This is a genomic window from Stutzerimonas stutzeri, assembly GCF_024448715.1.
Taxonomy (GTDB): Bacteria; Pseudomonadota; Gammaproteobacteria; order Pseudomonadales; family Pseudomonadaceae; genus Stutzerimonas; species Stutzerimonas stutzeri_AR.
On sequence record NZ_JAMOHZ010000004.1, the window covers coordinates 220,049 to 245,196 of the forward strand.

Genomic DNA, 25,148 nt, shown 5'->3' on the forward strand with positions numbered 1-25,148 from the left:
ACGCCAATGTCATAGGCTCGCTGCTTTCTGCCAGGGAGCCCGCTATGCCTAACCTTCGCCCGCTGCTATTCACCTTGCTGTTGCCCGGTTTGGCTTGCGCTGATGTGCGAGTTGCCGGGCCGATCGAGGCTGGCGTGTTTGAAAATCGCTATCAGGACCAACAACCAGGCGAGCGCGTCCTGGTCCGTAGCGATCAACGCATCCTGGAGGCCGATCACGTGCCGTTGAAGATCGGCACCAAGTTCGGCCTGCGCTACCGGCTGGAAGGCAAGCGGGCCGACGACACACCCCTCACGCTGTTGTACCTCACTCCCGGTGTGGTTGATCCGAGCGGGCAGCGGCATGACCGTTACGAAGTCGTGCAGAAATTGGTGCCGGATGCATCGCTGGACGTCATGGCCTTCGAATTCACCGAAACGCATGAGCTGGTGCCGGGCGAATGGCATTTTCTGGTGTTCCAGGGCGACCGCAAACTGGCCGAGCAGCGCTTCCAGGTGCGCTGATCCGCTTAGCGAGGTCGAACAGGACCACGTGGAACCACTCGCAGCCGTCAGCCGGACCCGGGTGAGCAACAGTCAGCGCGCGGTCAGGCGGCTCACCTGCTTGAAGCGGACTGCGGAAGCGGGCTGCCCTACGCTTGCGCAACGCTTTGTCCGCGCGCAGGACCGCCAGAAAAATCGCGATCTCAGTCCGGCGCTGGATCAATCAAAGCTCGGTAGACGGCGCCTGGACCGCGCCGCGCCTAGCAATCTCGGCCAAGCATCATCGAAACAACCAATACCTTGATGACGATGACCTGTCACGCGCAGCCGCTAGCCGCCCTTGCGCCCAAGGGGGCGGAGCTGCGCGTTTGCGTTGGGCAAGCTTTCAGATAAGCCCCTCGACTGCGTTCTGGCCGATCGGCTTTGCCGTGCCCGTTCGTCGGAGCGGCGTGGTCAGAACCTTCGTATGTTCAAGTCTCTGGTTCCAGCGCCGAAACAAGGAGAGCTTGATTACGTTTCGAATGGTGGCAGTATGATGGCTAGCTCGCGTGTTACATGCCGGACGACAGTTTTCCTAGAGGTCACCTGATGAATCGACCCTCGTTCCGCCGCCTGACGTTCGTCCTTTCGCTGACGGCCTTGCTCTTCGGCGGACCGCTGGCATGCGCCGCCAGCGGCGTTACGGTCGTCACCGAGGAGCTTCCTCCCTACAACATGACGGTCGACGGAAAGCTCACCGGTATGGCCACCGAGGTGGTTCAAGCAGTGTTGGATGAGGTGGGAGAAGCCGCACGCATTCAATCGATGCCTTGGGCGCGTGCCTACGACATCGCGCTCAACTCCGAAAATGTTTTGATTTATTCCATCGCTCGGACCGGGCAGCGCGAGTCGCTGTTCAAATGGGTAGGCGTCATTGCGCCGACTCGCTGGTACCTGTTCTCGCTGCCCGGCACGCATTTCGATCTGAAAAGCCTTGAGGACGCACGCCAATACCAGATTGCAACCGTCAAGGAGGACGTCGGCGAGCAGTATCTGATCAGCAAGGGCTTTGAGGTGGGGCGCAATCTCCAGTCGAGCAACAAATACGAACACAACTACGAGAAGCTCAAGGCCGGACGGGTGGATCTGTGGATCTCCAACGAGCTCAACGCCCATTATCTGGTGCGCCAGGCCAGCGGCAATCCGAACGAAAACGCCGTCCCTCAGCTGAGTCTGGATGACCTGGGCGGTGCCAACGGCTTGTGCATGGCTTTCAGCCTCAACACCCCGGATGAGCTGGTCGAGCGGTTCCGTCAGGCTTTGGCGCACATACGGGCCGATGGTCGCTATGACGTGATCGCCGCTAAATGGCTGAAATGAACGCGCACAACAACCCCGACCCCACAGCGCTTTTGCAACGACAGACCGGTTCGCTCGGACGTCGTCTGGTGCTGGCCACGCTGGGCTTTTGCCTATTGTTTACGCTGGTCACTGTCGGGGTGCGCACCTGGTCGGCCTGGCAGACCAGCCTGGCCGCAATGAACGCTGAGCTGGTGCTGATCGATCAGGTGTTCCAGAGCAACCTGGCCAAGGCGATCTGGGAGATGGACAGCGATGCCCTGCAAACGCAGATCGACAGTGTCGCCATGGCGGCGCCGGTTGGCCGCGTCGAATTGCAGATCATCCGCGCCGGGCGCGAGCCGGAAATCATCCGGCGCGAACGGGCGCAGCAGCAGGTTCAACATCGAGCGCCGACGTTGCAGCACCGCCTGACGTACGAGCCTTATCCAGGTGCCCTTGAGACGGTGGGCGAACTGAAGCTGGAAGGTAACGAAGGGCTGCTCTGGGAGCGGCTGGTCGATGAGATCGCCAACATCGTGATCACTCAGGTTATTCAGTCGCTGCTGCTGGCTGGGCTGATCATGTGGATGTTCAACCGCACCGTAACCCTGCATGTGCGTCGGATTGCCCGTCACCTGACCCGTCTGACTCCTGAAAATTTGGATCAGACCCTGCGTCTTGAGCGCTCCGTTAAACGCCACGATGAGCTGAGTCTGCTGGAGTCCGGTGTCAACGGCTTGCAGGCGAAACTTTCGGCATATCTTCAGCGCCAGCATCAGGACGAACTGGCGCTAGCCGCGCATCGGGACCGTCTGGCTGAATTGGTCGAAGAACGCACCGCCGAACTGCGCGCCGCCAACGGGCGGCTCGAGGAACTGTCGCGCAGCGACCCGTTGACGGGCCTGGCCAACCGCCGGCACTTCGATGAAGTCAAGGAAGTCGAGTTTCGCCGCGCGCTACGACTAGGCCAGGCGCTGACGGTGCTGATGTGCGACGTCGATCACTTCAAACGCTACAACGATGCCCACGGCCACGCCGCCGGTGATCGCTGCTTGCAGATCGTGTCCGAAATCCTGACGAGCGCCTTTGGCCGGGCCGGCGAGGTAGTCGCGCGCCTGGGTGGCGAGGAGTTCGTGGTGCTCTTGCCTGGCACGGATCGGGACAGTGCCCGGCGGGCGGCCGAGCGCTTGCAGCAACGGCTGGCCGAGCGGGCCCTACCCCATGGCGACTCGCCGATTTCGCCACGGGTGACGCTGAGCATTGGCGTTGCCGCGTTCGATGCCGAAACCATGGATCATTTCGACCTCTTGCTGCACAGCGCCGACGAGGCCCTCTACCGGGCCAAGGCGCAGGGCCGCGATCGGGTTGCCGACTAAGGAAATACCGAGGCCCTCATGATGCCCCCGCTGATCGTCCGTATCGCGTTGCTGCTGACCTGCCTGGTGCCTTGCGTGCAGGCTGAGACCATCCGTGTAGTCACTGAAGACACCTCGTTCAGCTATCGGCGCCAGGGCCGGGTGGTCGGCCCTGCCACCCAGGTAGTGGAGGCAACGCTAGCGCGTGCGGGTCTGAGCGATTACCGCATTGGCCTGTATCCCTGGGCACGGGCATATGACATGGCGCTGAGCGAGCCGAACGTGCTGATCTACCTCATTGCCCGCACCCGCGAGCGTGAAGACCAGTTTCATTGGGTTGGGGAAATCCTAAGGGTCGACTATCACCTGTACCGGCTGCCCTCGAGAGAGGACATCCAAATCGACAAGCTGGAGCAGGCTAAGCAGTACCGCATCGGTGCGTTGCGCGGGGATGTCCGGTATCGCTATCTGCAGGAAGAGGGCTTTACCAAGCTGGTGGTAACCGTCTCGAACGCGGACAGCTTCAAGCTCCTCCTCAACGGCCAGGTCGACCTGGTGCCGATGTCGGAGCAAGGCGTCAGGATGTTCTGCACTGAAGCGGGGCTCGCTGATGGTTGTCTGGAGCGCGTCTTTCCTCTCAATACCGCCACGAGCCTTTACATGGCGTACAGCCTGCAGACCAGCGAGGACGTAGTGCTGCGCACCCAGGCGGCCTTCGAACATCTGCAGGCGGATGGGACAGTGGCGCGCCTCATGGCGGGGCAGGACTGAGCCGAGCGTTCGATCCTGCCGGCATTACGCGCCGCTTTCTCAGCTCTGCAGATCGGCCAGCATTGCCGTGGCGACTGCTTCGGCCACTTTGATACCGTCGACTCCAGCGGAAAGGATGCCACCGGCGTAACCGGCGCCCTCACCGGCCGGGTACAGCCCGCGGGTGTTGAGGCTCTGCAGCGATTCGTTGTCGCGCTTGATCCGCACCGGTGATGAGGTGCGCGTCTCGATGCCGGTGAGAATTGCGTCGGCGCGGTCGAAGCCGCGGATCTGCTTACCGAAGGCCGGCAAGGCTTCGCGGATCGCCTCGATCACATAGTCGGGCAGTGACGGCGCCAAGTCGCCCAGACGCACCCCGGGCTTGTAGGACGGCTCGACCTCGCCGAATTCGCTCGAAGCCTTGCCGCGAATGAAATCGCCCACCAGCTGCCCCGGCGCGCAGTAGTCATTGCCGCCCAGCTCGAAGGCGCGCGATTCCAGCTGCTCCTGTAGCTCGACTCCGGCCAGCGGGCCGCCGGGGAAATCCTCGTCCGGATTGATGCCGACGACGATACCGGCGTTGGCGTTGCGCTCGTTGCGCGAGTACTGGCTCATGCCGTTGGTGACCACGCGGTTGGGCTCGGATGTGGCCGCAACCACCGTGCCGCCCGGACACATGCAGAAGCTGTAAACGGCGCGGCCGTTGGTGGCGTGATAGACCAGCTTGTAATCGGCGGCGCCTAGTTCCGGATGCCCGGCGTACTTGCCCAGGCGCGCGTTGTCGATCAGCGACTGCGGATGCTCGATACGAAAGCCCACGGCGAAGGGCTTGGCCTCGATGTACACGCCGCGCTCATGAAGCACGCGAAAGGTATCGCGCGAACTGTGCCCGAGGGCGAGTACGACGTAGCGGCTGCGCAGTTCCTCGCCATCAGCCATGCGCACGCCCTGAATGCGGCCGTCTTCGATAATGAAATCGACCACGCGGCTGTCGAAACGCACCTCGCCGCCCAGCGCCTTGATCTCCTCGCGCATGGTCGAGACCACGCCGGTCAGGCGGAAGGTGCCGATGTGCGGCTTGCTGACGAACATGATCTCTTCCGGTGCACCGGCGCGGACGAACTCGTGCATCACCTTGCGGCCGTAGAACTTCGGGTCCTTGATCTGGCTGTAGAGCTTGCCGTCGGAGAACAGCCCCGCGCCGCCCTCGCCGAACTGCACGTTGGATTCCGGGCTCAGCACCTTTTTGCGCCACAGCGCCCAGGTGTCCTTGGTACGGCTGCGCACATCACGGCCACGTTCCAGTACGATCGGCTTGAAACCCATCTGCGCCAGGGTCAGCGCGGCAAACAGCCCGCACGGGCCGAAGCCGATAACCAGCGGACGCTCGCTCAGCCCCTCGGGCGCTTGGCCGACCGGGCAGTAGCCAGTGTCCGGAGCCGGGCGGACATTGCGGTCGTCAGCCAGACGCTGCAGTAAGTGGTCCTCGTTCGCCACGTCGGCATTGATGATGTAGACGAAGGTGATTTCACTGTTCTTCTTGCGTGCGTCATAGCTGCGTTTGAAGACGTTAAAGCCGAGCAGCTCGGTATCGCTGATCTTTAGGCGCGCAACGATGGCCTGGCGCAGGGCGTCGGCGGGGTGATCGAGCGGCAATTGCAGTTCGTTGATGCGAATCATGGCAGGTCCTGGCCGGTGGCCCCGGCAGAGGTGGAGACGGCAAAGCGATTCGCTGGCCACGGCAGGCAGGCGAATCGGACGAGAGACGAGAAGGCGCGCAGTGTAGCTGCGCGGGTTGAGGCTGTCATTCAGGTCAATGCGTCATCAGAGGCGGACATCACTGCGATGAACCCGCCTCGTGGAACGTCCATGCCGCTGCGTCTCTACTGTAGGATGATCCTGGCATTGAGCCGTTGCAGCGGCCGGTTATTGGAATGCCCCACGGCTTTTTTCAGCGCTTCGATCTGCTCATGGGAGGCGACGACCGGCTGCTTCAGCACTAGCCAGCGGACGCCCTCGGTGCAGGGCGGCGTAGTGAGCGAGCCGTTGAATCGGTAGTAATCGAGGTTGGCGGGCAGCAGGTCGGTTACATTCGCCGCGGGCGAGATCGGCTGGGCCTGGCCTACCGCCGGAGGCGCGCTCCACAAACGCGCCAATGCGGCGTTCTGCTCGCCGTCCTTGAACATCAATGCGATTACCGCGAGATTGCCATTTTCGTCCGCGTGCACCAGATGCCCTTCGAGCGGGTAGGACTGGCCTTTTATCTGGTTCTCGCTGGGCATATGAAAGTGGAACTGCAGCAGATCGAACCGTTTGCCGTCGAGCGTCAGATGGCTGCCGGGCTCGTAGACCGCCTGTATCGTGTGCCCCGTATTGACGACCTTGCTAGCGCCCGCCGCGTAGCTAAGTTGTAGCGGAGCCAGGTCGGCTTCGACGAATCCGCTGAGGTCGACCGGCGCCTGATTCTTGCCCGCACACGCGCCAAATTCCGGCGTGAGTCTCGCCCAGTTTTCCGGCCCCGCCTCGCCGAAATAATCCCAGTGAGTACCTGGCGTAACGGCCCAGGCATTGGTGCAAGCTATCAATACGCCAAGGCTAAGTGCAGCGCTTTTCATTCTGATCTCCATCTGATTGTTCTTAGGGCGGCGTGCCTGAACGATCCGCTCCGCCGCACCCTGACTCTGACCAGCGAATCAACATGTTGCTCGGGCGCTCTAGATTGACGGTCAGGCCGGTGACGGGCGAATGCCGTTCGAGCGGTGCTTTCCTGGATATTTGCGCTATCCCCTATACTCCCCGCCCATCCGAGCCACCCCGCCATTGCCTGGATCAAAGAATTCAGCGCAATCGCGCATCGCCGCGCTCGCTCTACAACGGAGAAAGGATTGTTCATGGTCAATAACGATGTGCTGCGCAGCCTGCGCTACATCCTCAACGTCAATGACGCGAAGATCGCCGAGATCACGCGGCTTACGGGTTGCGAAATCCCCGATGCCGAGGCGGTGGCCTACCTGAAGAAGGAAGACGAGGAGGGTTTCAAACCCTGTGGCGACCGGATCATGGCGCATTTCCTCGATGGTCTGGTGATCTACAAGCGTGGCAAGGACGAAAGCCGGCCGCCGCCGCCGGTCGAGGTGCCGGTCACCAACAACATGGTGCTGAAAAAACTGCGCGTGGCGTTCGAGCTCAAGGAAGACGACATACACGCGATCCTCAAGGCGGCTGATTTTCCCGTATCCAAGCCGGAACTCAGCGCGCTGTTCCGCAAAGCCGGACACAGCAACTACCGTGTCTGCGGCGACCAGCTGCTACGCAATTTTCTCAAGGGCTTGGCGCTGCGCGGTCAGTGATAGAGCGAGGTGCTCGTTGTTCCGCCTCAGCCCGTCAGTCTGGATAACGGTGGGCTGAAGCCCACCCTACGCTGAGGCGGAGCGCCGCCGGCCCCCTAGTGCTGCGTGGGCACGCGAACTCCCGAAGCACTATTTGCGGCCTGGTAGGGTGGGCTTTAGCCCACTACAAAGGAGTGATGCGGTGTTCTGGTGGGCTGAAGCGGAACGCCGCCCGGCCCACCCTACGTCCACTAAAAGGTTCGTGTGGGCAATAAAAAAGCCCCGCCAAGGCGGGGCTCGCTAAACCGCTAAATCTTAGTTCTGCACCATCGCGATGACGCGATCACGCAGCTGCGGGTCGTTCTGTACTGCCTGGTTGATGGCGTTGTATTCCGCAATGCTGAGGTCATTGTCCTCAACGGTGCTCATCATCTTCTCATTGGCCTGCTGCTGCAGCTGCTGGGCTTCAGCCGGGTCACCGGTCTTCTCCAGCTTGGCTGTGAAGTCTTCACGGATCTCCATAATCTCGCCCAGCGAGTCGGCAAATTTCTCCAATTTCTGGTCGCTGATGTCCGCCGCTTGCATCGCCGGAGCCGGCTGGGTTGCCGGGGCTTGGGTGGCCTGCTGGGCGGAAACCTGCGAGGCACCGGCGGCCATGAACAGGGCAACGAGGCTGGCGGAGGCGAGGCGGGTAGTTAGCTTGGTCATGCTTAAGATCCTGTGCTTGAAGTACGTCAAGGCGTTTTGCATCCGCCATGCCAAGCTGTGCTTAACTAAACAAGTTATTGAATTGAAAGTTAATTTACCGTCGGTCATGCCCGCCTCGACGTTGAGAACGCTGGACTGTATGGTGCCAAAATGGCACATGTAGCAGTTTGGCAACGCATATCGAGCCTGCGCGGCGCGCTGGTTTTGAAGGTGGTGATCCCGCTGGTCGCGATCATGCTCGGCTTCAGTTATCTGATGCTGTGGACGGTCGAGCGCAACAGCGAACGGCGTCTGCAGGAGGAGGTCGAGTTGGTCGCGCGGGCGGTTCGGCTGCCGCTCAGCGATAGCCTCGAACGCAAGCACGATCGCACCATGCAACAGGTGCTGGAGTCCGTGCTTGGCGTCGGTCGGGTCTATGGCGCCTATCTTTATGACGATCAAGGCGAGCTGGTGGCGTTCGCTGGCGCCATCGAGCCGGACCAGGACCAGTCCTCGATTCAAGAACTGACAGCCGACGGCAAACGTCGCGGCGGCTACCAGCGGATTCGCGGACGCGAGGTGTATTCCTATTTTCTGCCGCTGGAGCAGGGCGGCGGGCGCATCAATGGATTGCTGCAGGTCACCCGACGCTGGAGCGATTTCGAGCGTGATACCCGACGGTTGCGGCTGATTGCTGGCGTTTCCGCCGGGCTGCTGGCGTTGATTGCGGTATGCATCGTCCTGCTCGGTCACTGGTCGGCGATCGGCAAGCATTTGCAGCAACTGACCCAGAGCATGGCGCGTGTGGCGGCGGGCGATCGTCAGCACCGTGCGCCACGCAGCGGGCCGCAGGAGATCGCCGTACTCGGTCGCGCGTTGAACCAGATGCTGGACAGCATCGCCGATGCCGAACAGCAGATGGCCGAGCAGAAAACCCGTGAAGCGGAACTGGAAGCCCGTCTGCGGCGTACCCAACAGCTGGCAGCGGTCGGACGTTTGGCGGCCGGTGTCGCCCATGAACTGGGCAGCCCGCTCAGCGTCATCGATGGCAAGGCCCAGCGTGTTCTGCGCAGCGAGAGCCTGGAGGATACGCAGCGTAAGGGGTTGCTGCAGATCCGCAGCCAGGTGCAGCGCCTGAGCGAAATTGTCCGTCAGCTGCTGGAGTTCGGCCGCGCCGCCGGGCGCCCGGCGCGGCGCATGCCGGCCGATGTGCTGGCGCATTCAGCCGCGGCCGCAGTGGCTGACGAGCTGGCCACGCTGAACGTCGATCTGCAGCTCGAAGCGCCCACCGACACGCTGCACTGCGAGGTCGATCCGCCACGCTTCGAACAGGCAATGACCAATCTGCTGCGCAACGCTGCCCAGGCCAGCCCCGGCGGGCGTGTGGTGTTGCGCTGGTGGCAGGAGGCGGATTGCCTGTTGTTCCAGGTCGAGGACGACGGTCCCGGTGTGGCCGAGCACCATCGTGCTGCGCTGTTCGAGCCCTTCTTCACCACCAAGCCGGTGGGCAAGGGAAGCGGGCTCGGGCTCGCCGTGGCGCATGGCGTGGTCGCCGAGTGCGGCGGCCGTATCGATCTGGTCGAGAGCCCGCTGGGCGGCGCGGCGTTTCGTATTTCCCTGGCGCTGGCCGATGAGGACAACCGCAATGAAAATGGATGACATCGCGCCGCAGCGAGTGTTGGTGGTGGAGGACGACGACAGCCTGCGGCAATTGCTGGTCGAGGAACTTGAGGACCGCGCGCTGCAGGTGCGCTCGGTGGCCAGCGCCGAGGACGCCGTGCCCTTGCTGGAAAGCTGGGAACCGGACCTGGTCGTCAGCGACCTGCGCCTGCCGGGTGCCGACGGCATGGCGCTGCTGCGCCGGGTCAAGGCGATGCAGGCGGCACCGGCTTTTCTGGTCATCACCGCGTTCGGCAGCATTCAACAGGCGGTGGCGGCGCTGAAGGAAGGCGCCGACGAATTTCTCACCAAACCGCTGGATCTCGATCACCTTGGCCTCGCCGTGTCACGGGCACTGGAAACCCGCCATTTGCGCGACGAGGTGCGGCGCTTCCAGCAGCTGCTGAGCGACGACCGCTTCCACGGCATGCTCGGCCGCAGCCGGGTGATGCGCGGATTGTTCGACCAGATCCGACAACTGGCCCGCGCCGCTGGCCCGGTGCTGGTGATCGGTGAAAGTGGCACCGGCAAGGAGCTGGTCGCCCGCGCGGTGCACGCCGAGAGCGAGCGTGCGCAGCGACCGTTCCTGGCGATCAACTGCGCCGGGCTGCCAGCCGAACTGCTGGAAAGCGAATTCTTCGGCCATGCCGCGGGTGCTTTCACCGGCGCCCATCGCGCGCATAAGGGCCTGTTCCAGCAAGCCGATGGCGGCACCCTGTTTCTCGACGAGATCGGCGAAATGCCCATGCCGCTGCAGGCCAAGCTGCTGCGCGTACTACAGGAAGGCACCATCCGTCCGGTGGGCGGCGAGCGCGAGCTGAGTGTCGACGTGCGCATTATCGCGGCCAGCAACCGGCCACTGGAAACCGCTGCTGGCCGCGAGTCGTTCCGCGAGGATCTGTTCTTCCGTCTGGAGACCTTCATCCTGCAGGTGCCGCCGCTGCGCGACCGCGAAGAAGACCGCGAGCTGCTTGCCGCCGGCTTCGTCGCGCATTTCGCCGCCCGTGACGGGCGCCCGGTGCGCGGGCTGTCGCGCGCGGCGCTGGAGCAGCTGCGACGCTATCCCTTCCCAGGCAATGTTCGTGAACTGCAGAACGCCATGGAGCGCGCGGTCACCTTTTGTCATGGCCGCAACATCGAGTTGGAGCACCTGCCAGCGCGGATCGCCAGCTTTCAGAACAGCACGCCCGAAGGCGGCGCGGATAAGTTGCTCGGGCTGATGATCGACGGCCCGCTGCTGCCGACCCTGGACGAGTTGGAAACGCGCTACATCCGCCACGTGCTGGAGCGGGTCGACGGCAACAAGCGGCGCGCCGCAGCGCTGCTCGGCATTGGTCGGCGCACTCTCTACCGGCGCTTGGGCGAGAAGGAGCAGGACCAGGATGAGGTGTGAGTTACGTCTCCGGCATGGCGCGGCCTGCGAACGGAACGGCTATCAGGCAATGGCCAAGCCTGACGCAATTAAGAATGCATGATTTCTCAATGCTGTTTGCCGCCAGCGCGTGGCTCAGCTCATCAGTGGAGCGACGCGGCTGGCAGCTGTTCGAGGCGCAGATCGGCCTGTGAACGACTGCGCACCGCCATCCACTCGCGTAGCGCGACCACCGAACGTGGCGGCGAGATCAGGTAACCCTGGAACAAGTCGCAGCCGGCGTCGAGCAGTGCCGACTGCTTTTGCAGGGTGTCGACGCCCTCGGCATTGACCCGCTTTCCCTGTGCCCGGCAAAAGGCAATGAGCGCCGTCAGGCTTTCCTGCATGTCTGGCTGCGTCAGGCGCTGGATGATCGCCATGTCCAGCTTGATGGTGTCGGCCGGATATTCCAGCAGCTGCTGAATCGAGGTGTAACCAACGCCGAAATCGTCGATGGCGACACGGAACCCGGCCTGGCGAATCGCGCGGACCACTTCCATGGTGTTGCTGCTCAGCTCGGCGGCGAAGGTCTCGGTGAGCTCGATCTCGATGCTGCTCGGCGCGATGCCATGGTGCGCGGCGCGCTCGATCAAGCAACTGCAGATGCGGTCATCGGTCAGCTGCGCCGAAGACACGTTGATCGCCAATATCACACCCTCGCCGAACAGCCTGACCAGCTCTCGATAGCCGGCCAATGCATGGTCGATAACCCAACTGTCGATCTTCGGGAACAGGCCGGCGCGTTCGGCAATGGGGATGAATTCCCCTGGCGATACCGTGCCCAGGAGTGGCGAGTGCCAGCGCAGCAACACCTCACAACTGACTACCGCGCCCTCACGGTCGACGGCCGGCATATAGGCCAGGCGAAACTGGTCGTCACCATTGAGGGTGCGTAACTCTTCCTCGATGACACGGATGCGCTGGTTGCGTTGCTCGAGCTGCGCCGAGAAGGCCACCGCGGCGTTCTTGCCTTCGGCCTTGGCTTGATACATGGCGGTGTCGGCGCGGATCAGCAACTGGGTGACGGAATCCGCGTCAGCAGGGTAGCGGGCGGTGCCGATGCTGACGCTGACCGGGCTGATGCGATTTTCCAGACGGAAGCCGTCACGGCACAGGCCGAGCAAGGCTTCGGTGAGCGCCGCCAGGGTGTCATTGTCGGCATCTGCCATCAGCAGAATCGCGAACTCATCGCCCGACAGCCGCGCAAACGCCGTTTCGGTGTGCGGATGCGCCTGCTTGTGCCGGTCGAGCGCACCCTGTACACGCTGGGCGAAGATCCGTAACAACGCATCGCCGGCGTCATGGCCATGCTGATCGTTGACCAGTTTGAAATTGTCCAGATCGAGAAACAGCAACGCCAACTGCCGGTGCCCCTTTGCGCACTGCTCATACATGCTGTTGGCCAGTATGCCGAAGTGGGCACGATTGCTGATGTGGGTCAGGCTGTCGGTCCAGGAAATCTCCTGGATGTGGCGCAGAGCAGCGGTATTGCGCTCGTGCAGCGTTTTCATGTTGGTGGTCAGGCGACCGATTTCGCCACCGTCGCTGGGCTCGTCCAGGGCGGCGCGCTTGCACAGCAACAGGTCGGTGAGCTGACTGTCGAGCCGACTGATGGGACCGGTGACATAGCGGCGGATCAGCAGTAACAGCAGACCAACGGAAATCAGACAGATCAGCGTGCCGCAGATGAGAAAGGCCAGCCTCAGCGTTTGCAGGCGCTGGGTAATGTAGTCGGGCGCTGGCGTCAGTCGCGCATGTAGCGAGCGCGACAGATCGATATCGGCCGACAGACCCGGCACGGCCGGCGACAGCACCGGGGCGATTTCCAACGTCGCGCCGTATTCCTGCTCCAGGCTGTTTTTCAGTGCGATAAATCGCTCAGGGCGCACGGCCAGTTGCAAGGCGAAGGCCTCCGGGCGTTGGCTCGGCAGCGGCCGGCTGGTCGAGGCTGGCAGGATGAAATCAGTGGCCAGCAGCAGCGGCCCGCCCTCGGCGTTTTCCACGTAAATCGTTTCGCCGGTTTCGGGCGCCTGTCTGGCCTCACGGACGATCCGCTGCTGGGTGGCACTCATGCTGGCGAAAGGCGACGGGCCGCTCTCGAAATAGCAGGCGACCTTACCGTCGGGATGAACGATCGCGAAGGAGGTAAACGGCAGCGAGGTGGTGGACAGCGAACGAATGCTCTGCTGAATGCGCAGCCCGAGCTTCTCGTTGAGATCAGCGGTATCCGACTCGCGCAGGAACAGCAGCAGCGCCTCGCTATCGATGATCGAGTACAGCACGCTGCGATTGAACGCTTCGTAGTCGAGAAAGGCGGATTTCAATGCTGAGAGCTGTTGCGCCAGACGTGCCTGTTCGAGACCCAGCAGCGAATTTCGCTGGGTCAGGTAAGCGGCCGTGGCGGCAAGCAGCTGGATGATCAGAATGACCGGAAAGATCACCAGCTGCGCGCGTTTACCGAGCGTCATGGGGGTCAATTAGCGCGCTGAGGAAGCGTCGCCGCGTCCCGCTCCCGCCGAAGCGAGACAGGGTTTCGGTCGCGTGCGGCGTGGTCGACGGAAACAGCAGACTGAGCGCAGCCAACAGGACGTTGTAAGTGCGTCGGGACGATGCAGGTGTCTTGGTGCTATTCATCGGGTATTCATCTGCTGCTGCGTTCACCGGTCCGTCGTCGCAGCGACGGCTGCGTACTTTCTTCGCGCGGCCCTTAGAGTCGCCTCGGCATCGACGTCTGACTGTGTTGCCTTGAGGCGACCCGTTTGGTGCGCGCACCGAGGCCGGCGTTCAGCTATCGGCGCGCAGGAGTGGCACTTTAATGGCGCCGGACGAATGGCGGCAATGTTTTTATCCGACCGTGCCGTTCCGTCAGCGGACAGGCGACGGCTGTTTAACGTGACGAATGCGTGGTTGAGGCGGGCTGTTCAGCCACGGCGCCAGGAGGCGCGTGGAAAACGGAATGAACAGATACGTCATCAATGGCGTAAGCATCAATGTGCTGAGCAGGATGCGCATGACCAGGCTCAATTCGCCGAGCATGTTGCCGAACAATACGTTGAACAGCAGTGAAACCGGGAAGAACGCCAGCCAGATCGCCACGCTCTGCTTCCAGCGCGGCGGTGGAACGCTGTCGCTGATGCCGAACCAGGTGCCGATGCCGCGCGCTCGGTGTTCATAGGGTTGGCCGAACAGCTCGCCGCCTCGTTGCAACCAGGCACGACGCGATGCCGAGTGCTCCCAGGTGTCGAGGGTTTGTTCATCGGCGAAGCGGAAAACGATCTGAAACTCGTCATCACCGGGCGGAGGCGCCAGGACGCCGGAGCCGAGGTAGCCGGGAAAGTCCGCGGCCAGTTGTTCGCCTTCGTGCAGCCAGGCGAGAAGTTCGTGGTAACGGCCATCGCGCACGCGGCGGGCCACCATCAGGGTGACGGGTTCGGTAGACATCGTGTATCTCCAGCAGCAGACCGGCAACCCGGGTAGGGCATTCGGCAAAACGCAGCGCCGGGGTGGTGGGCTGCGTGCAAAAGGACGCGAATTCTATTCTGTTTTCCTAACGGCGCCAGTAATCGTTTTGTAGAAGCGTCGCCAATGATCGGAATTTGCACCTTGCTGTATGTGTTCCTTTGCACAAGGACCGAGCGGATCGCGGGAGCGGCGCGCGGAACGCGAACCCTCGCTGGCGGTTCAGGTCCGTTTAAGGACGAGCCTGAGCTGTCGGAGCTGTCCATGCAACGCCTCACCCTGCTGTCGCTGGGCAGTATCAATGCCGATTTCCAGGTGCGGGTCGACGAACCGCTCGGCAGTCGCGAAACGCTGATCGCTCATGATCTGAGCCGCTTGTCCGGCGGCAAAGCGAGCAACACCGCTTACCTTGCCGTGCGCTTCGGCCATCGCAGCTGCCTGCTCGGGCGCGTGGGTGACGACGAGCTGGCCGAGCAGGCGCTCGCCCCGTTGCGGCAGGCGGGGGTGGAGGTCAATGAGGTCGGGCGCGCCGCCGGCCGATCCACCGGCGTTTCGATGATCATGGTTCCGCCGGATGCGAAGAAACACATCGTGCTCGCGACCAATGCCAACGATTGCTGGGACCAAGCGGCGGCGGACGCCATGGTCGCGGCCATCGAGGCATGCGAGACCCCGGCAAGCCTGGTGCTTGATTATGAGATCCCCGCCTGGGTAGTTCGCCTCGCGATAGAGGCCGCCGCGCGCGAGGGCATCGGTTCGGTGCTCGACCCGTCCTTCCCGGATCGCCTGGAGCGCGACCTGCTGCCTATTTTGCAAGCGATCACACCGAACGCGTCCGAGGCCGAGGCGTTGGTCGGTCATCCGGTCGACTCCATCGCGGCCGCCGCGCGTGCTGCGCGTGAGCTACAGCGGGCCGGTACGCCGATTGTCTGCATCAAACTGAGCGATGGTGGCTGTGTCCTGGCTAGCGCCGAGGAAACCCTGCACATACCACCGGGCGAGGTGGAGCCGGTGGATACCACGGGCGCTGGCGATGCCTTTACCGGCGTGTTCGCCATCGCACTGCTAGAAGGACTGGCGCCACGTGAGGCCGCGGCTTGGGGCGTAGCCGCGGCCAACCTGGCGGTAACCGGTTATGGCTCTCAGCCGGCGTATCCCGAGCGCGAGCAGGTAGCTTCGATGGCGCACGGTTTGCTCGCTAAGGCGAGGCCTGTCGATGACTGATCAGATGCCGTGCAAGCTGGTCTTCGATCATTACGATCCTGCCGACGAGCGCCGGCGCGAAGCGCTGCTGGCGATGGGCAACGGCGTGCTGGCCTGCCGCGCCTGCGCGCCGGAAGCGGCTGCACAGCATTCGGCGAACGGCGGCGACCACTATGCTGGTTTTTACCGTGCCGGCTGGTACGACGATGCGCCCCGCGAGGTGAATGGCAGCGCGGTGCGGATGGCCGCGCTGGTAAACCTGCCCGATCCTTTCGGTCTGAGCTTCGCGCTGGATGACGGCGACTGGTACAGCCTCGATGGTGTCGAGCTGCGTGGCTACCGCCAATGCCTGACGCTGGATAGCGGGCTGCTCGAGCGTGAACTGGAATTCGTCATGGCTGGCCACATGGTGAAGTTGCACGAAACCCGCTTCGTCAGCATGGCCACGCCACATCTCGCGGTACTGCGCTGGGAGCTGCGAGTACCGCCCGAGGTCGCTCGGCTGCGTCTGCGCGCGACTCTCGATGGCGCCGTGACCAATGCCGCAATTCGGCGCAATGATGCCTACGAGGGGCGGCGCCTCGGCGCGGTGGGTTTTCAGCACGATGACTTGGGTGGCGCTGCGGTCAGCGCAACCTTGTATGACGATCGCCGTCGATTGGCGATGGCCGTGCAGGTCCAGACGCCGGGGCTGCGTCTGCCTTGGCATGGCCAGCAGGTCGAGCAGCGGCTGATTCAGCAGACTGAATGCGCTGTTCCGGCAGACGGCCGGCTAGTCATCGAAAAACGGGTGGTGGTGCGCGTCGACGATGAGCGTCCGACGGACGATGGCGAGGCTCGGGAGCAGCTGCTCAAGCAATTGCCGACCGAGGACTTCGCCAGTTTGCAGCAGGCACACAGCCATGGCTGGGCACAGCTCTGGCGACGCATGCCGATCGAATCGGATGACCCGCAATTGCATCTGGCCTTGCGCTTCCATTCCTTTCATTTGCTACAGACAGGGTCCCCGCACAGCATCGGCCAGGACATCGGTTTTCCGCCGCGCGGCTGGATGGAGGGCTATTACGGGCAAGTGTTCTGGGACGAGGTGTTCGCCTTCCCGTTCCTCGCTACGCATTTCCCCGACGTGGCGCGCAGCCTGCTTGATTACCGTTATCGGCGTCTGGATAAGGCCCGTGAGCGTGCGCGTCGGGCCGGCCTGCGGGGCGCCATGTTTCCCTGGCGCAGCGCTGATAGCGGCGAGGAAGAAACCCCGCCGTGGCAATGCAACCCGATGTCGGGTCGCTGGATGGCTGACCACACCCGCCTGCAGCGCCATATCGGCTCGGCTGTGGCGTTCGATGCGTGGCAGCTCTATCTGGCGACCGCGGACGAGACGCTGCTGGCTGGGCCTATCGGTGAGCTGATCATCGAAGTGGCGCGCTTCTGGGCCAGCCTCGCACGCTTCGACGAGTCTCGGCAGCGCTATCTCATCTGCGGCGTGATCGGCCCGGACGAATACCACAATGGTTACCCCGGCGCGGCGGAACCCGGCTTGGACAACAACGCTTATACCAACCTCATGGCGGTCTGGACGCTTTGCCGCGCGCTGCAGGTGCTCGAGTTGCTGCCCGAGGACGCGGCTCCCGCGTTACGTGATCGGCTGCAGCTCGAACCGGACGAGGCGGAAAACTGGGATCACATCAGTCGCCACATGTATCTGCCCTTCATCGACGGCGATGTGCTCAGCCAGTTCGACGGCTTCGACCAACTCGACGCGCCGCCGCAAGAATGGCTGCACGGTGACCGGCCGCGGTTGGATTGGATGCTCGAAGCGCGGCACGACAGCTGTGATCGCTATCAACTGAGCAAGCAGGCCGATGTATTGATGGCGCACCATCTGCTGCCACGGCAGAGCCTGCAGCAGCTGTTTCAGCGGCTCGGTTATCAGCACGACGAGAAAAGCCTTCGTCGAACGCTGGCCTACCATCTGGCACGTATCACCCACGAGTCGAGTCTGTCGAAAGTGGTCTGCGCCGGTGCCCTGGCCCAAGTCGATAGCGAGGCTTCCTGGCTCTATTTCAGACAAGTGCTGGATACCGATCTGCAGGACCCGAGCAACGACGGCACGCAGGAGGGTGTACACCTGGGCTGCATGGCCGGTTCGCTCGACGTTCTTCAGCGCCACTACTTCGGTGTGCGGTCCGAACTCGACGGTTTGCACATTTTCCCCACGCCGCCCGCGCAGCTGCCGCACGTGTCGCTGTCGCTGGTTTACCGCCAGGCGCATCTGCAATTACGGCTACAGCACGGCTGTCTGCAGGTGACGGCCAGCAGCGGCAACGACCGAGCGGTGCCGGTGCATCACGCTGGCGGTCAGATGCTGCTCGAGCCGGGGCAATCCTTGAACGTGCCTTGCCGGGCGCCCAAGTGACTCACCGAAACCGGGCCGTCCGCGGCGGCGCTCGCAATGCGCCGATACAAGCCCATCGCCGCATTCGACGGAACGCCGTGGCTGAGCCCAGTCCAACACCTTGACCTGCCAGCAAGGAGAACCCGCGATGGAAGAGACTGGAGTGCGTCGCCGTTGGGCCGACGGGCTGGGCTGGATGCTGCTCTACGGTGCGCTCTGGACGCTGTTCGCGGAGGGTGGCGGCTGGTTGCTGGGCGTGCCGAGCATCGTGCTGGCGGTCGTGCTGTCAGTGTGGCTGGGCATCCGCCCCTGGCGACCATCCTTGTCGGTGCTGCCTGGATTCGTCTGGTTCTTCCTCGGGCGAATGGTTGCCGGTGGCTGGGACGTGGCAGTGCGCGCATTGCACCCGCGGCGGCCGCTGCAGCCAGCCTGGCTCGACTATCCGCTGCGCAGCGAATCTCCACGGGTACGACTGTTGCTCTCGGCCTTGATCGGACTGCTGCCGGGCTCGCTGTCGTCGCGGATCGATGGCAACCGGATGCGAGTACATGTCCTCGACGAACGCCAGCCGTGGGAGCCCACCGTGATTGAGCTGGAGCAGCGCCTGAGCCAACTGCTTAATACCGGGGCTGGGCGCTGATGGCGTTGTACGCGGCGCTGCTGCTGCTGACCATCGTCGTGGGTCTTGTTCGTGTGGTCCTCGGTCCGGGGCGGGTGGATCGGTTGCTGGCAATCCAATTGTTCGGCACGACCGGCACCGCGCTGCTGCTGGTGATGGCGCAGTGGCAGGCGCAACCGGCGCTGCGCGATGTGGCGCTGGTGCTGGGATTGTTGGCGGCGGTGGCCAGTGCCGCCCTGGTGCAGCTGTTGCGGCGGAGGCGGCATGACTGAACTGCTGCTGGACGGCCTGAGTTGGCTGTTGCTGATCACCGGGTTGCTGTTCTTCGCCGCCGGCAGCGTCGGGCTGCTGCGCTTTCCCGACACCGTCAGCCGGTTGCATGCCTTGACCAAGGCCGACACCCTGGGCCTCGGACTGGTCGTCGCCGGCTTGTCGATTCGCGCCGAAAGCCTGCTGGAGGTCGGTCAGATGCTGCTGATCTGGCTGTTGCTGCTGGCCTCCAGCGCCACCGCCTGCCAGCTGTTGGCGCGGCAGGCCGACGAGGAGCCCGGCGATGACTGAATGGCTGTTCGACGGTGTGCTCGGCCTGTTGTTGCTCGGCCTGGCCTTCGGCGCGCTGCACGGGCGCAACCTCTACGCCAGCGTGCTGTTGTTCATCGCTTTCGGCCTGGCGCTGGCACTGATCTGGGCGCGCCTGGGCGCAGCGGATCTGGCATTGGCCGAAGCGGCCATCGGTGCCGGGCTGACCGGTGTGCTGCTGTTTGCCGCGCTGGCCCGTCAGCCGGATCGGGCCGAGCTGCCCGAAATTTCCGGGTTCCGTCAGCGCCTGGCGGCTGCCGCGGTGGTGTTGCCGTTGCTGATCCTGCTTTTGCAGGGGCTGGCGCCGCTTGGCGAGCGCCAGTCGCAGCTGCCCGCCGCGATAGCCCGGAATCTGTCGGAAACCGGCGTCAGCCATCCGGTGACCGCCGTGCTGCTGAACTTCCGCGCCTGGGACACGCTGCTGGAGCTTGCCGTCCTGTTGCTGGCGCTGCTCGGGGCGCGCCAGCTCGGGCCGCGACGGCTGGAACTGGATGAGCCCTGGCCGCTGCTACGGGCATGGGCGCGGGTACTGGCGCCGCTACTGGTACTCGCCGCTGGCTATGTTCTCTGGCGTGGCGCCAGCGCACCGGGTGGCGCTTTTCAGGCCGGCGCATTGCTGGCGGCCGGCGTGGTGCTGCTGCGCCTGTCCGGTCTGTTGCCGCTATTGCGTTGGTCCTTCGCGCCGTTGCGGCTGCTGGTGTTGGGCGGCTTGCTGGTTTTTATCGGCGTCGCCATTGCCACCGCCTGGCTGGGGAGCGGGTGGCTGACCTATCCCAGCGGGTCGGCCAAGCTGCTGATCGTGCTGATCGAATCGGTGGCGACACTTTCGATCGCCGCCAGCCTGAGCCTGCTGGTCGTCGGCGAAGGCGAGTCCGCATGACCAGCAGCCTGTTCTGGATGGCTGTCGGCGCCGCGCTCTGGTTGCTCGGTTTGCACGGCCTGCTGAGCCTGCGTCAGGCGCTGCGCCGGATCATCGCCTTCAACCTGATGGGCAGCGGGGTTTTTTTGGTGATGATCGCCCTGGCCGCGCGCAGCCAGCCGAGCGATCCGCTGCTGGTGGCGCTGGTGGTCACCGGGTTGGTGGTAGCAGTCAGCGCTACCGCGCTGGCGCTGCGGCTGGCTGGCGTGGCGCATGATCGACAGGAGCCGCGGCAATGAACGCGGCGTTGCTTAGCCTGTCTCTGCCGCTCGCCGGTGGTTTGCTGCTGGTGTTACTGCAGCCGCGCCGCAGCGGGCTATGGGTGATCGCCATCAGTATCGGCAGTCTGCTGGCCGCTGCCGTCGCCCTGCAGCAGGCGATGCAGCTGGGGCCGCAATTGCTGCAGATTGGCGGCTGGGAGACGCCGCTTGCGATCCGCTTCCAGCTGACCCCGCTGACGGCATTGTTGCTGGTGTTCACCGCCGGCCTGCATTTGCTGGTCGCGCTGTATGCCGCGCGCAGCGCGCATGCCACCGGCAGCGAGGATTACTGGCCGCTGTCCTGTCTGCTGCATGCGGCGCTGGTGGCGCTGTGGCTGTCGGCGGATCTGTTCAATCTTTACGTCACGCTCGAATTGCTCAGCCTCAGCGCCGTAGCGCTGGTTGCACTGGCCGGGCGCAAGGCCTATCGACCCGCTTTCAATTACCTGATGTTGTCGCTGGCCGGCTCGCTCGCCTATCTATTCGGCGTTGCGCTGTTCTATGGCCGCTACGGCGTGCTCGATGTCTGGGTGCTGGCGGAGCTGACCGAGGCTGACGCCAGCACACGCCTGGCGCTGCTGCTGATGAGCCTGGGGCTAATGCTCAAGGCTGCGCTGTGGCCGCTGCATCTGTGGCTGCCCCCGGCGCATTCCGGCGCACCGACAGCGGTCAGTGCCTTGCTCTCGGCACTGGTAGTGAAGGGCCCGATCTACATCCTCTGGCTGATCTGGAGCGAGATCGCCCCGCCCGAGCTGGGTCGCCAGGCCGGTGTGCTGTTCGCCGCCGCCGGCATCCTCGCGTTGCTCTCTGGCGGTTGGTCGGCGCTGCGCGCGCCGCGGCTGAAAATGCTGGTGGCCTACTCGACGGTTGCCCAGCTGGGCTATGCCTTGCTGGCGCTGGGGTCGTTGCTGCACTGGCAGGAGCCGCGGATGGAGGCGGCGCTGTGGCTGTTCATCCTCGCTCACGGCCTGGCGAAGGTGTCGATGTTTCTCGCCGCTGGTGAGTTGCAACGAGTACTCGGTACGCGACGGGTGCGTGCGCTAAAAGGTGCCAGCCAGAACATGCCGGTGGCGATGGCGACCTTCGCCGTGGCCGGTGCCAGTCTGATTGGGCTGCCACCCAGTGGCGGCTTTCTCGCCAAGTGGTTGTTGCTGCAGCCATTGTTCGAACAGCCGCAGCATTGGCCTTGGGCGTTCGGCGTGCTGCTCGGTACGCTGATGTCCGCCGCCTATGTCTTCCGCGTGGTAGCGCTGGGCTTCGACCGGGCCAAGCCGAATCCGCCGAGCGTCGTGCCGGATCCCTTGGCGCAATGGCTGGCGATGCTGCCAGCGTTGCTGGTGCTGAGCCTGGCGCTGATCAGTGAGCCCTTGCTGCTCTGGCTCGGCGGGGTGGCGCGATGAGCTGGACCAGTTGGCTGCCTCTGGCGATCGTGCTCAGCTCATTGCTGCCGGGGCTGCTCATCTTCACTCTGCGCGAGGATCAGCAACGGCTTCGGGTCACGCTCAACCTTTGTGGCGTGGCGATCAAGCTGCTGCTGGTAGTGGCGATGATCTATGGCGTCAGCCGCGGCCTGGAGTTTCGTTTCAGCTTGCCGTTCCTGCCTGGCGCGCCGTTGGTGCTGCAAGGCGATGCCTTGTCGTTGCTGTTCGTCGCGCTATCGTCGGTGCTGTGGATGGCGACCACCATCTACGCCATTGGCTATCTCGAACACTCGCCGCTGCGCTCACGTTTCTTCGGCTATTTCAGCCTCTGCGTCAGCGCCACCGTGGGGCTGGCGCTGGCAGGCAATCTGGTCAGCTTTCTGCTGTTCTACGAAATGCTGACGCTGGCCACATTTCCCCTGGTGGTACATCGCGGCACACCCGAGGCGCTGCGTGCCGGACGCATCTATCTCGCTTATACCGTCGGTGGCGGGGCGCTGGTGCTGATGGGCGTGGCGCTGCTGCACGGCCTGGCGGGCGGGCAGGATTTCCAGCCTGGCGGCTACTTGCTACAAGCGGTGGGGGAGCACGATCTGGCGCTGCGGGTGGCGTTCGTCCTGCTGGTGGCCGGGCTCGGCGTCAAGGCGGCGCTGATTCCGCTGCACGGCTGGCTGCCACAGGCGATGGTCGCACCGGCGCCGGTCAGCGCTTTGCTGCATGCGGTGGCGGTGGTCAAGGCCGGGGCGTTCGGCATCGTTCGGGTGGTCTATGACGTATTCGGCGCAGAGGCGTTGGGCCAGCTGGACATGGCTGGTCCGCTGCTCTGGCTGGCCGCGGCGACCATTCTCTATGGCTCGCTGCGAGCGTTGCAGCAGCAGGAGCTGAAAAAGCGCCTGGCTTACTCGACCATCAGCCAGGTTTCCTACGTCACCCTTGGCGTTGCGATGCTCGGCCCGATCGCGGCAGTCGGCGGCCTGGTGCATCTGGTTCATCAGGGGTTGATGAAGGTGACGCTGTTCTATTGCGCGGGCAACTTCGCCGAAACCCTGGGCATCCACCGCATCCGCGAGATGGACGGCGTCGGCCGGCGAATGCCGCTGACCATGACCGCGTTCAGCATCGGCGCACTGGGCATGATCGGTATTCCGCCGATTGCCGGTTTCGTCAGCAAATGGGCGCTGGGCATGGGCGCGCTGGAAGTCGGGCAGGATTGGGTATTGCTGGTACTGATGGCCTCGGCCGTGCTCAACGCTGGATATTTCCTTCCTTTGCTATGGCGTGGCTGGTTTGCATCACCGGCCGACTGGCACGAAGACAACTGGCGCGAGGAACGCTGGGAAACCCACTGGATGCTGCTGCTCCCGCCGCTGTTCACCGCGGCGCTGGCAGTGCTGGTCGGGCTACTGGCCGGCACCGCGCTAAGTCCGCTGGGCTGGGCTCAGCTGATCGTCGACCGGGAGTTCGAAATATGAGCGGCGCCTGGTTCTGGTTGCTGGTGCCGCTGGCACCCTTGCTGGCCGGCTTGGCGCTGGCGGTCTGGCGCGAGCGGGCGATCGGCTGGCTGTGGCTGGCCTGCATACCGGCGCTGGCCTTGGTCATTTGGCCGATGTCGGCGCTGGATTTGCCGATGCTCTGGGACGGCATGCGTTGGGGCGCGAATGACGAACTGAGTCGCGCATGGCTGGGCTTTACCGCCTTGCTCTGGGGCTGCGCCGGAATATTCGCCAGCAGCAGCCAGGCTGACGACTCCCGGCGGATGCGTTTCTGGACATTCTGGCTGCTCGCGCTGGCCGGCAACCTGCTGCTGATCATCTCCACCGACGCGCTGAGTTTTTACCTTGGCTTCAGTGTGATGAGCCTTGCGGCCTACGGGCTGATCGTCCATCAGGGCGGTCCCGGCCCGCGGCGTGCCGGGCGGCTGTATCTTCAGCTGGCGATCCTCGGCGAGATGTCTTTGCTCGCCGCACTGATGCTGCGCAGCCACGCCGCCAGCGGTGATTTTTCCTTCGCGGCCTGGCAAGCATTGCCTATGGATGGCCTGACGTTGCTGTTGCTGCTTGCTGGCCTGGGGCTGAAGGCCGGTTTCTGGCCGCTGCACGTTTGGTTGCCGCTGGCGCATCCGGCAGCGCCGGCACCGGCCAGCGCGGTGCTGTCCGGGGCAATGCTCAAGGCGGGTTTCCTGGGCATCTGGCGCTGCCTGCCGGAGAGCGATCCGCTGTTGTCGAGCTGGGCCGACGTGCTGCTCGCGGTGGGAATCTTCGGCGCCATTTACCCCGCATTGCTGGGGTTGTGCAGCGACAAGGCCAAGGCGGCGCTGGCCTATTCCTCGGTCAGCCAGATGGGTTATCTGGTGATGCTGTTGGCGCTGGCGTGGCGCCATCCGCAGCAATATCAGGCGATGACCGTTGTGCTGATGCTCTACGGGGTGCATCACGGGCTGGCCAAAGGCGCGTTGTTTCTCGCTGCCGGACTGATTCATGCGGGTCGCCTGCCGCTGCTCGGCTGGTTGCTACTGGCCGTGCCGGCGCTGGCGATCATTGGACTGCCGCTCAGCAGTGGAGGGGCGGTCAAGACGGCGTTGAAGGACGTCTGGCACAGCGGCGAATTCGAGGGCTGGCTGGTCTGGCTGAGCCTCAGCAGCCTGACCACCGCCTTGCTGCTGATCCGCGCGCTGTGGCTGCTGCGCCGCGATGCCAGGGATGCGCCGGCAGCCGGGCCACCGCTTCGTCAGCTGTTGCCCTGGGCGTTGCTCAGTAGCCTGGCGCTGTTGTTGCCCTGGGCTTGGCCTGCCTTGCGCGATCCCATGCTGCATGGCCTCTACCCGGGCGGCATCTGGGCGGCGCTGTGGCCGCTGTTACTGGCAATTGTCTTGGCCGGGGTGGCGCTGAAATCGGGTTGGACGGTGCCGGCACAGCTGGCTGCGCTGCCCAGCCCGGCGCTTTGGTTGTCGCTGCGGCTCAAACGTCTGGTGCAGCGGCCGCCGCTGGCCGTGCCGAACGCCGAACCGGACCAGCCGCGCTGGCGGCAGCGGGAGCGGTGCTGGAACCGCTTCTGGGATACCGGCGCGCTTGCAATGAGTGCCTGGCTGTTGGCGGCTATGTTGTGGCTGGGTTGGTTATGGTAATTGAAGCTGCCGGCCGGTAGTGCGCTGTAACTAACAGAGCGATATTGGTTATAAGCTAATTCCGTTGTGCTAGTTGCGGGAGATGATTAATAAAATTGAACTCTACAGCCGCTCGCCGAATAAAAGTTTTATCGCTTCGCATAGAAAAATAAAAATTGCTGATAATTAAAAAGGCGCCT

At 63.8% G+C, this 25,148-nt stretch carries 23 protein-coding genes; 17 read left to right on the forward strand and 6 right to left on the reverse strand.

What is annotated here, in order from left to right; all coding sequences use genetic code 11:
• The first annotated feature begins 44 nt into the window (after positions 1 to 44).
• The 4 genes from NAV33_RS10565 to NAV33_RS10580 all read left to right on the forward strand — a co-directional run bounded on the left by NAV33_RS10565 (position 45) and on the right by NAV33_RS10580 (position 3,928).
• On the forward strand, positions 45 to 503 hold the full coding sequence (locus NAV33_RS10565; protein WP_255979712.1) for a DUF3859 domain-containing protein: 459 nt from the start codon (positions 45 to 47) through the stop codon (positions 501 to 503).
• A 567-nt stretch (positions 504 to 1,070) separates the two neighbouring features.
• Complete coding sequence (locus NAV33_RS10570; RefSeq protein ID WP_255979714.1) at positions 1,071 to 1,841, forward strand: substrate-binding periplasmic protein; 771 nt, start codon at positions 1,071 to 1,073, stop codon at positions 1,839 to 1,841.
• Positions 1,829 to 3,178 carry a diguanylate cyclase domain-containing protein gene (locus NAV33_RS10575; protein WP_255979716.1) on the forward strand — a complete coding sequence of 450 codons (1,350 nt, stop codon included), beginning with the start codon at positions 1,829 to 1,831 and terminating at the stop codon, positions 3,176 to 3,178. Before NAV33_RS10570 ends, NAV33_RS10575 begins: the two co-directional genes overlap by 13 nt.
• Before the next feature lie 18 nt (positions 3,179 to 3,196).
• Positions 3,197 to 3,928 (forward strand): substrate-binding periplasmic protein, encoded by a 732-nt coding sequence (locus NAV33_RS10580; RefSeq protein ID WP_255979718.1) that lies wholly within the window; start codon positions 3,197 to 3,199, stop codon positions 3,926 to 3,928.
• A 39-nt stretch (positions 3,929 to 3,967) separates the two neighbouring features.
• Here the strand turns inward: NAV33_RS10580 and NAV33_RS10585 are convergent, their stop codons facing one another.
• Positions 3,968 to 5,587 carry an NAD(P)/FAD-dependent oxidoreductase gene (locus NAV33_RS10585; protein ID WP_255979720.1) on the reverse strand — a complete coding sequence of 540 codons (1,620 nt, stop codon included), beginning with the start codon at positions 5,585 to 5,587 and terminating at the stop codon, positions 3,968 to 3,970.
• Positions 5,588 to 5,790: 203 nt separating this feature from the next.
• Positions 5,791 to 6,522: a carbonic anhydrase gene (locus NAV33_RS10590; RefSeq protein WP_255979722.1), complete on the reverse strand. Its 732-nt coding sequence runs from the start codon at positions 6,520 to 6,522 to the stop codon at positions 5,791 to 5,793.
• A gap of 276 nt (positions 6,523 to 6,798) precedes the next feature.
• Here NAV33_RS10590 and NAV33_RS10595 point away from each other — a divergent pair, with 276 nt between their 5' ends.
• The gene (locus NAV33_RS10595; protein WP_255979724.1) at positions 6,799 to 7,257 is read left to right on the forward strand and encodes a DUF1456 family protein; all 459 of its coding nucleotides are present in this window, start codon (positions 6,799 to 6,801) and stop codon (positions 7,255 to 7,257) included.
• A gap of 294 nt (positions 7,258 to 7,551) precedes the next feature.
• Here the strand turns inward: NAV33_RS10595 and NAV33_RS10600 are convergent, their stop codons facing one another.
• Positions 7,552 to 7,944, reverse strand: coding sequence for a DUF4168 domain-containing protein (locus NAV33_RS10600; RefSeq protein ID WP_255979726.1), 393 nt, complete (start codon positions 7,942 to 7,944; stop codon positions 7,552 to 7,554).
• A gap of 150 nt (positions 7,945 to 8,094) precedes the next feature.
• Here NAV33_RS10600 and NAV33_RS10605 point away from each other — a divergent pair, with 150 nt between their 5' ends.
• Positions 8,095 to 9,582 (forward strand): sensor histidine kinase, encoded by a 1,488-nt coding sequence (locus tag NAV33_RS10605; protein WP_255979728.1) that lies wholly within the window; start codon positions 8,095 to 8,097, stop codon positions 9,580 to 9,582.
• Complete coding sequence (locus tag NAV33_RS10610; protein WP_255980227.1) at positions 9,575 to 10,975, forward strand: sigma-54-dependent transcriptional regulator; 1,401 nt, start codon at positions 9,575 to 9,577, stop codon at positions 10,973 to 10,975. The genes NAV33_RS10605 and NAV33_RS10610 overlap by 8 nt, the downstream gene beginning before the upstream one ends.
• Before the next feature lie 122 nt (positions 10,976 to 11,097).
• On the opposite strand, the gene NAV33_RS10615 is transcribed toward NAV33_RS10610, so the two are convergent.
• From NAV33_RS10615 to NAV33_RS10625, 3 genes are all read right to left on the reverse strand, one after another.
• Complete coding sequence (locus tag NAV33_RS10615) at positions 11,098 to 13,461, reverse strand: putative bifunctional diguanylate cyclase/phosphodiesterase (RefSeq protein ID WP_255979730.1); 2,364 nt, start codon at positions 13,459 to 13,461, stop codon at positions 11,098 to 11,100.
• A complete protein-coding gene (locus NAV33_RS10620; RefSeq protein WP_255979732.1) occupies positions 13,448 to 13,627 on the reverse strand; it encodes a hypothetical protein in 180 nt (59 codons plus the stop codon). The genes NAV33_RS10615 and NAV33_RS10620 overlap by 14 nt, the downstream gene beginning before the upstream one ends.
• A gap of 231 nt (positions 13,628 to 13,858) precedes the next feature.
• The gene (locus NAV33_RS10625) at positions 13,859 to 14,434 is read right to left on the reverse strand and encodes an antibiotic biosynthesis monooxygenase (protein WP_255979734.1); all 576 of its coding nucleotides are present in this window, start codon (positions 14,432 to 14,434) and stop codon (positions 13,859 to 13,861) included.
• Positions 14,435 to 14,716: 282 nt separating this feature from the next.
• On the opposite strand from NAV33_RS10625, the gene NAV33_RS10630 reads away from it, so the two are divergent.
• The 10 genes from NAV33_RS10630 to NAV33_RS10675 all read left to right on the forward strand — a co-directional run bounded on the left by NAV33_RS10630 (position 14,717) and on the right by NAV33_RS10675 (position 24,969).
• Positions 14,717 to 15,676, forward strand: coding sequence for a PfkB family carbohydrate kinase (locus tag NAV33_RS10630; RefSeq protein WP_255979736.1), 960 nt, complete (start codon positions 14,717 to 14,719; stop codon positions 15,674 to 15,676).
• On the forward strand, positions 15,669 to 18,068 hold the full coding sequence (locus NAV33_RS10635) for a glycoside hydrolase family 65 protein (protein WP_255979738.1): 2,400 nt from the start codon (positions 15,669 to 15,671) through the stop codon (positions 18,066 to 18,068). Before NAV33_RS10630 ends, NAV33_RS10635 begins: the two co-directional genes overlap by 8 nt.
• A gap of 127 nt (positions 18,069 to 18,195) precedes the next feature.
• A complete protein-coding gene (locus NAV33_RS10640; RefSeq protein WP_255979740.1) occupies positions 18,196 to 18,687 on the forward strand; it encodes a Na+/H+ antiporter subunit E in 492 nt (163 codons plus the stop codon).
• On the forward strand, positions 18,687 to 18,938 hold the full coding sequence (locus NAV33_RS10645; RefSeq protein WP_255979742.1) for an MrpF/PhaF family protein: 252 nt from the start codon (positions 18,687 to 18,689) through the stop codon (positions 18,936 to 18,938). Before NAV33_RS10640 ends, NAV33_RS10645 begins: the two co-directional genes overlap by 1 nt.
• Positions 18,931 to 19,227 carry a cation:proton antiporter gene (locus NAV33_RS10650; RefSeq protein ID WP_255979744.1) on the forward strand — a complete coding sequence of 99 codons (297 nt, stop codon included), beginning with the start codon at positions 18,931 to 18,933 and terminating at the stop codon, positions 19,225 to 19,227. The genes NAV33_RS10645 and NAV33_RS10650 overlap by 8 nt, the downstream gene beginning before the upstream one ends.
• Entirely contained in the window at positions 19,220 to 20,125 is a 906-nt protein-coding gene (locus NAV33_RS10655) for a hydrogenase subunit MbhD domain-containing protein (RefSeq protein WP_255979745.1), read from the forward strand. The genes NAV33_RS10650 and NAV33_RS10655 overlap by 8 nt, the downstream gene beginning before the upstream one ends.
• Entirely contained in the window at positions 20,122 to 20,403 is a 282-nt protein-coding gene (locus NAV33_RS10660; RefSeq protein WP_255979747.1) for an NADH-quinone oxidoreductase subunit K, read from the forward strand. The genes NAV33_RS10655 and NAV33_RS10660 overlap by 4 nt, the downstream gene beginning before the upstream one ends.
• Positions 20,400 to 21,824, forward strand: coding sequence for a complex I subunit 5 family protein (locus NAV33_RS10665; RefSeq protein ID WP_255979749.1), 1,425 nt, complete (start codon positions 20,400 to 20,402; stop codon positions 21,822 to 21,824). The genes NAV33_RS10660 and NAV33_RS10665 overlap by 4 nt, the downstream gene beginning before the upstream one ends.
• Positions 21,821 to 23,317 carry a complex I subunit 5 family protein gene (locus NAV33_RS10670; RefSeq protein ID WP_255979751.1) on the forward strand — a complete coding sequence of 499 codons (1,497 nt, stop codon included), beginning with the start codon at positions 21,821 to 21,823 and terminating at the stop codon, positions 23,315 to 23,317. The genes NAV33_RS10665 and NAV33_RS10670 overlap by 4 nt, the downstream gene beginning before the upstream one ends.
• Complete coding sequence (locus NAV33_RS10675) at positions 23,314 to 24,969, forward strand: proton-conducting transporter membrane subunit (protein ID WP_255979753.1); 1,656 nt, start codon at positions 23,314 to 23,316, stop codon at positions 24,967 to 24,969. Before NAV33_RS10670 ends, NAV33_RS10675 begins: the two co-directional genes overlap by 4 nt.
• Positions 24,970 to 25,148 lie beyond the last annotated feature (179 nt).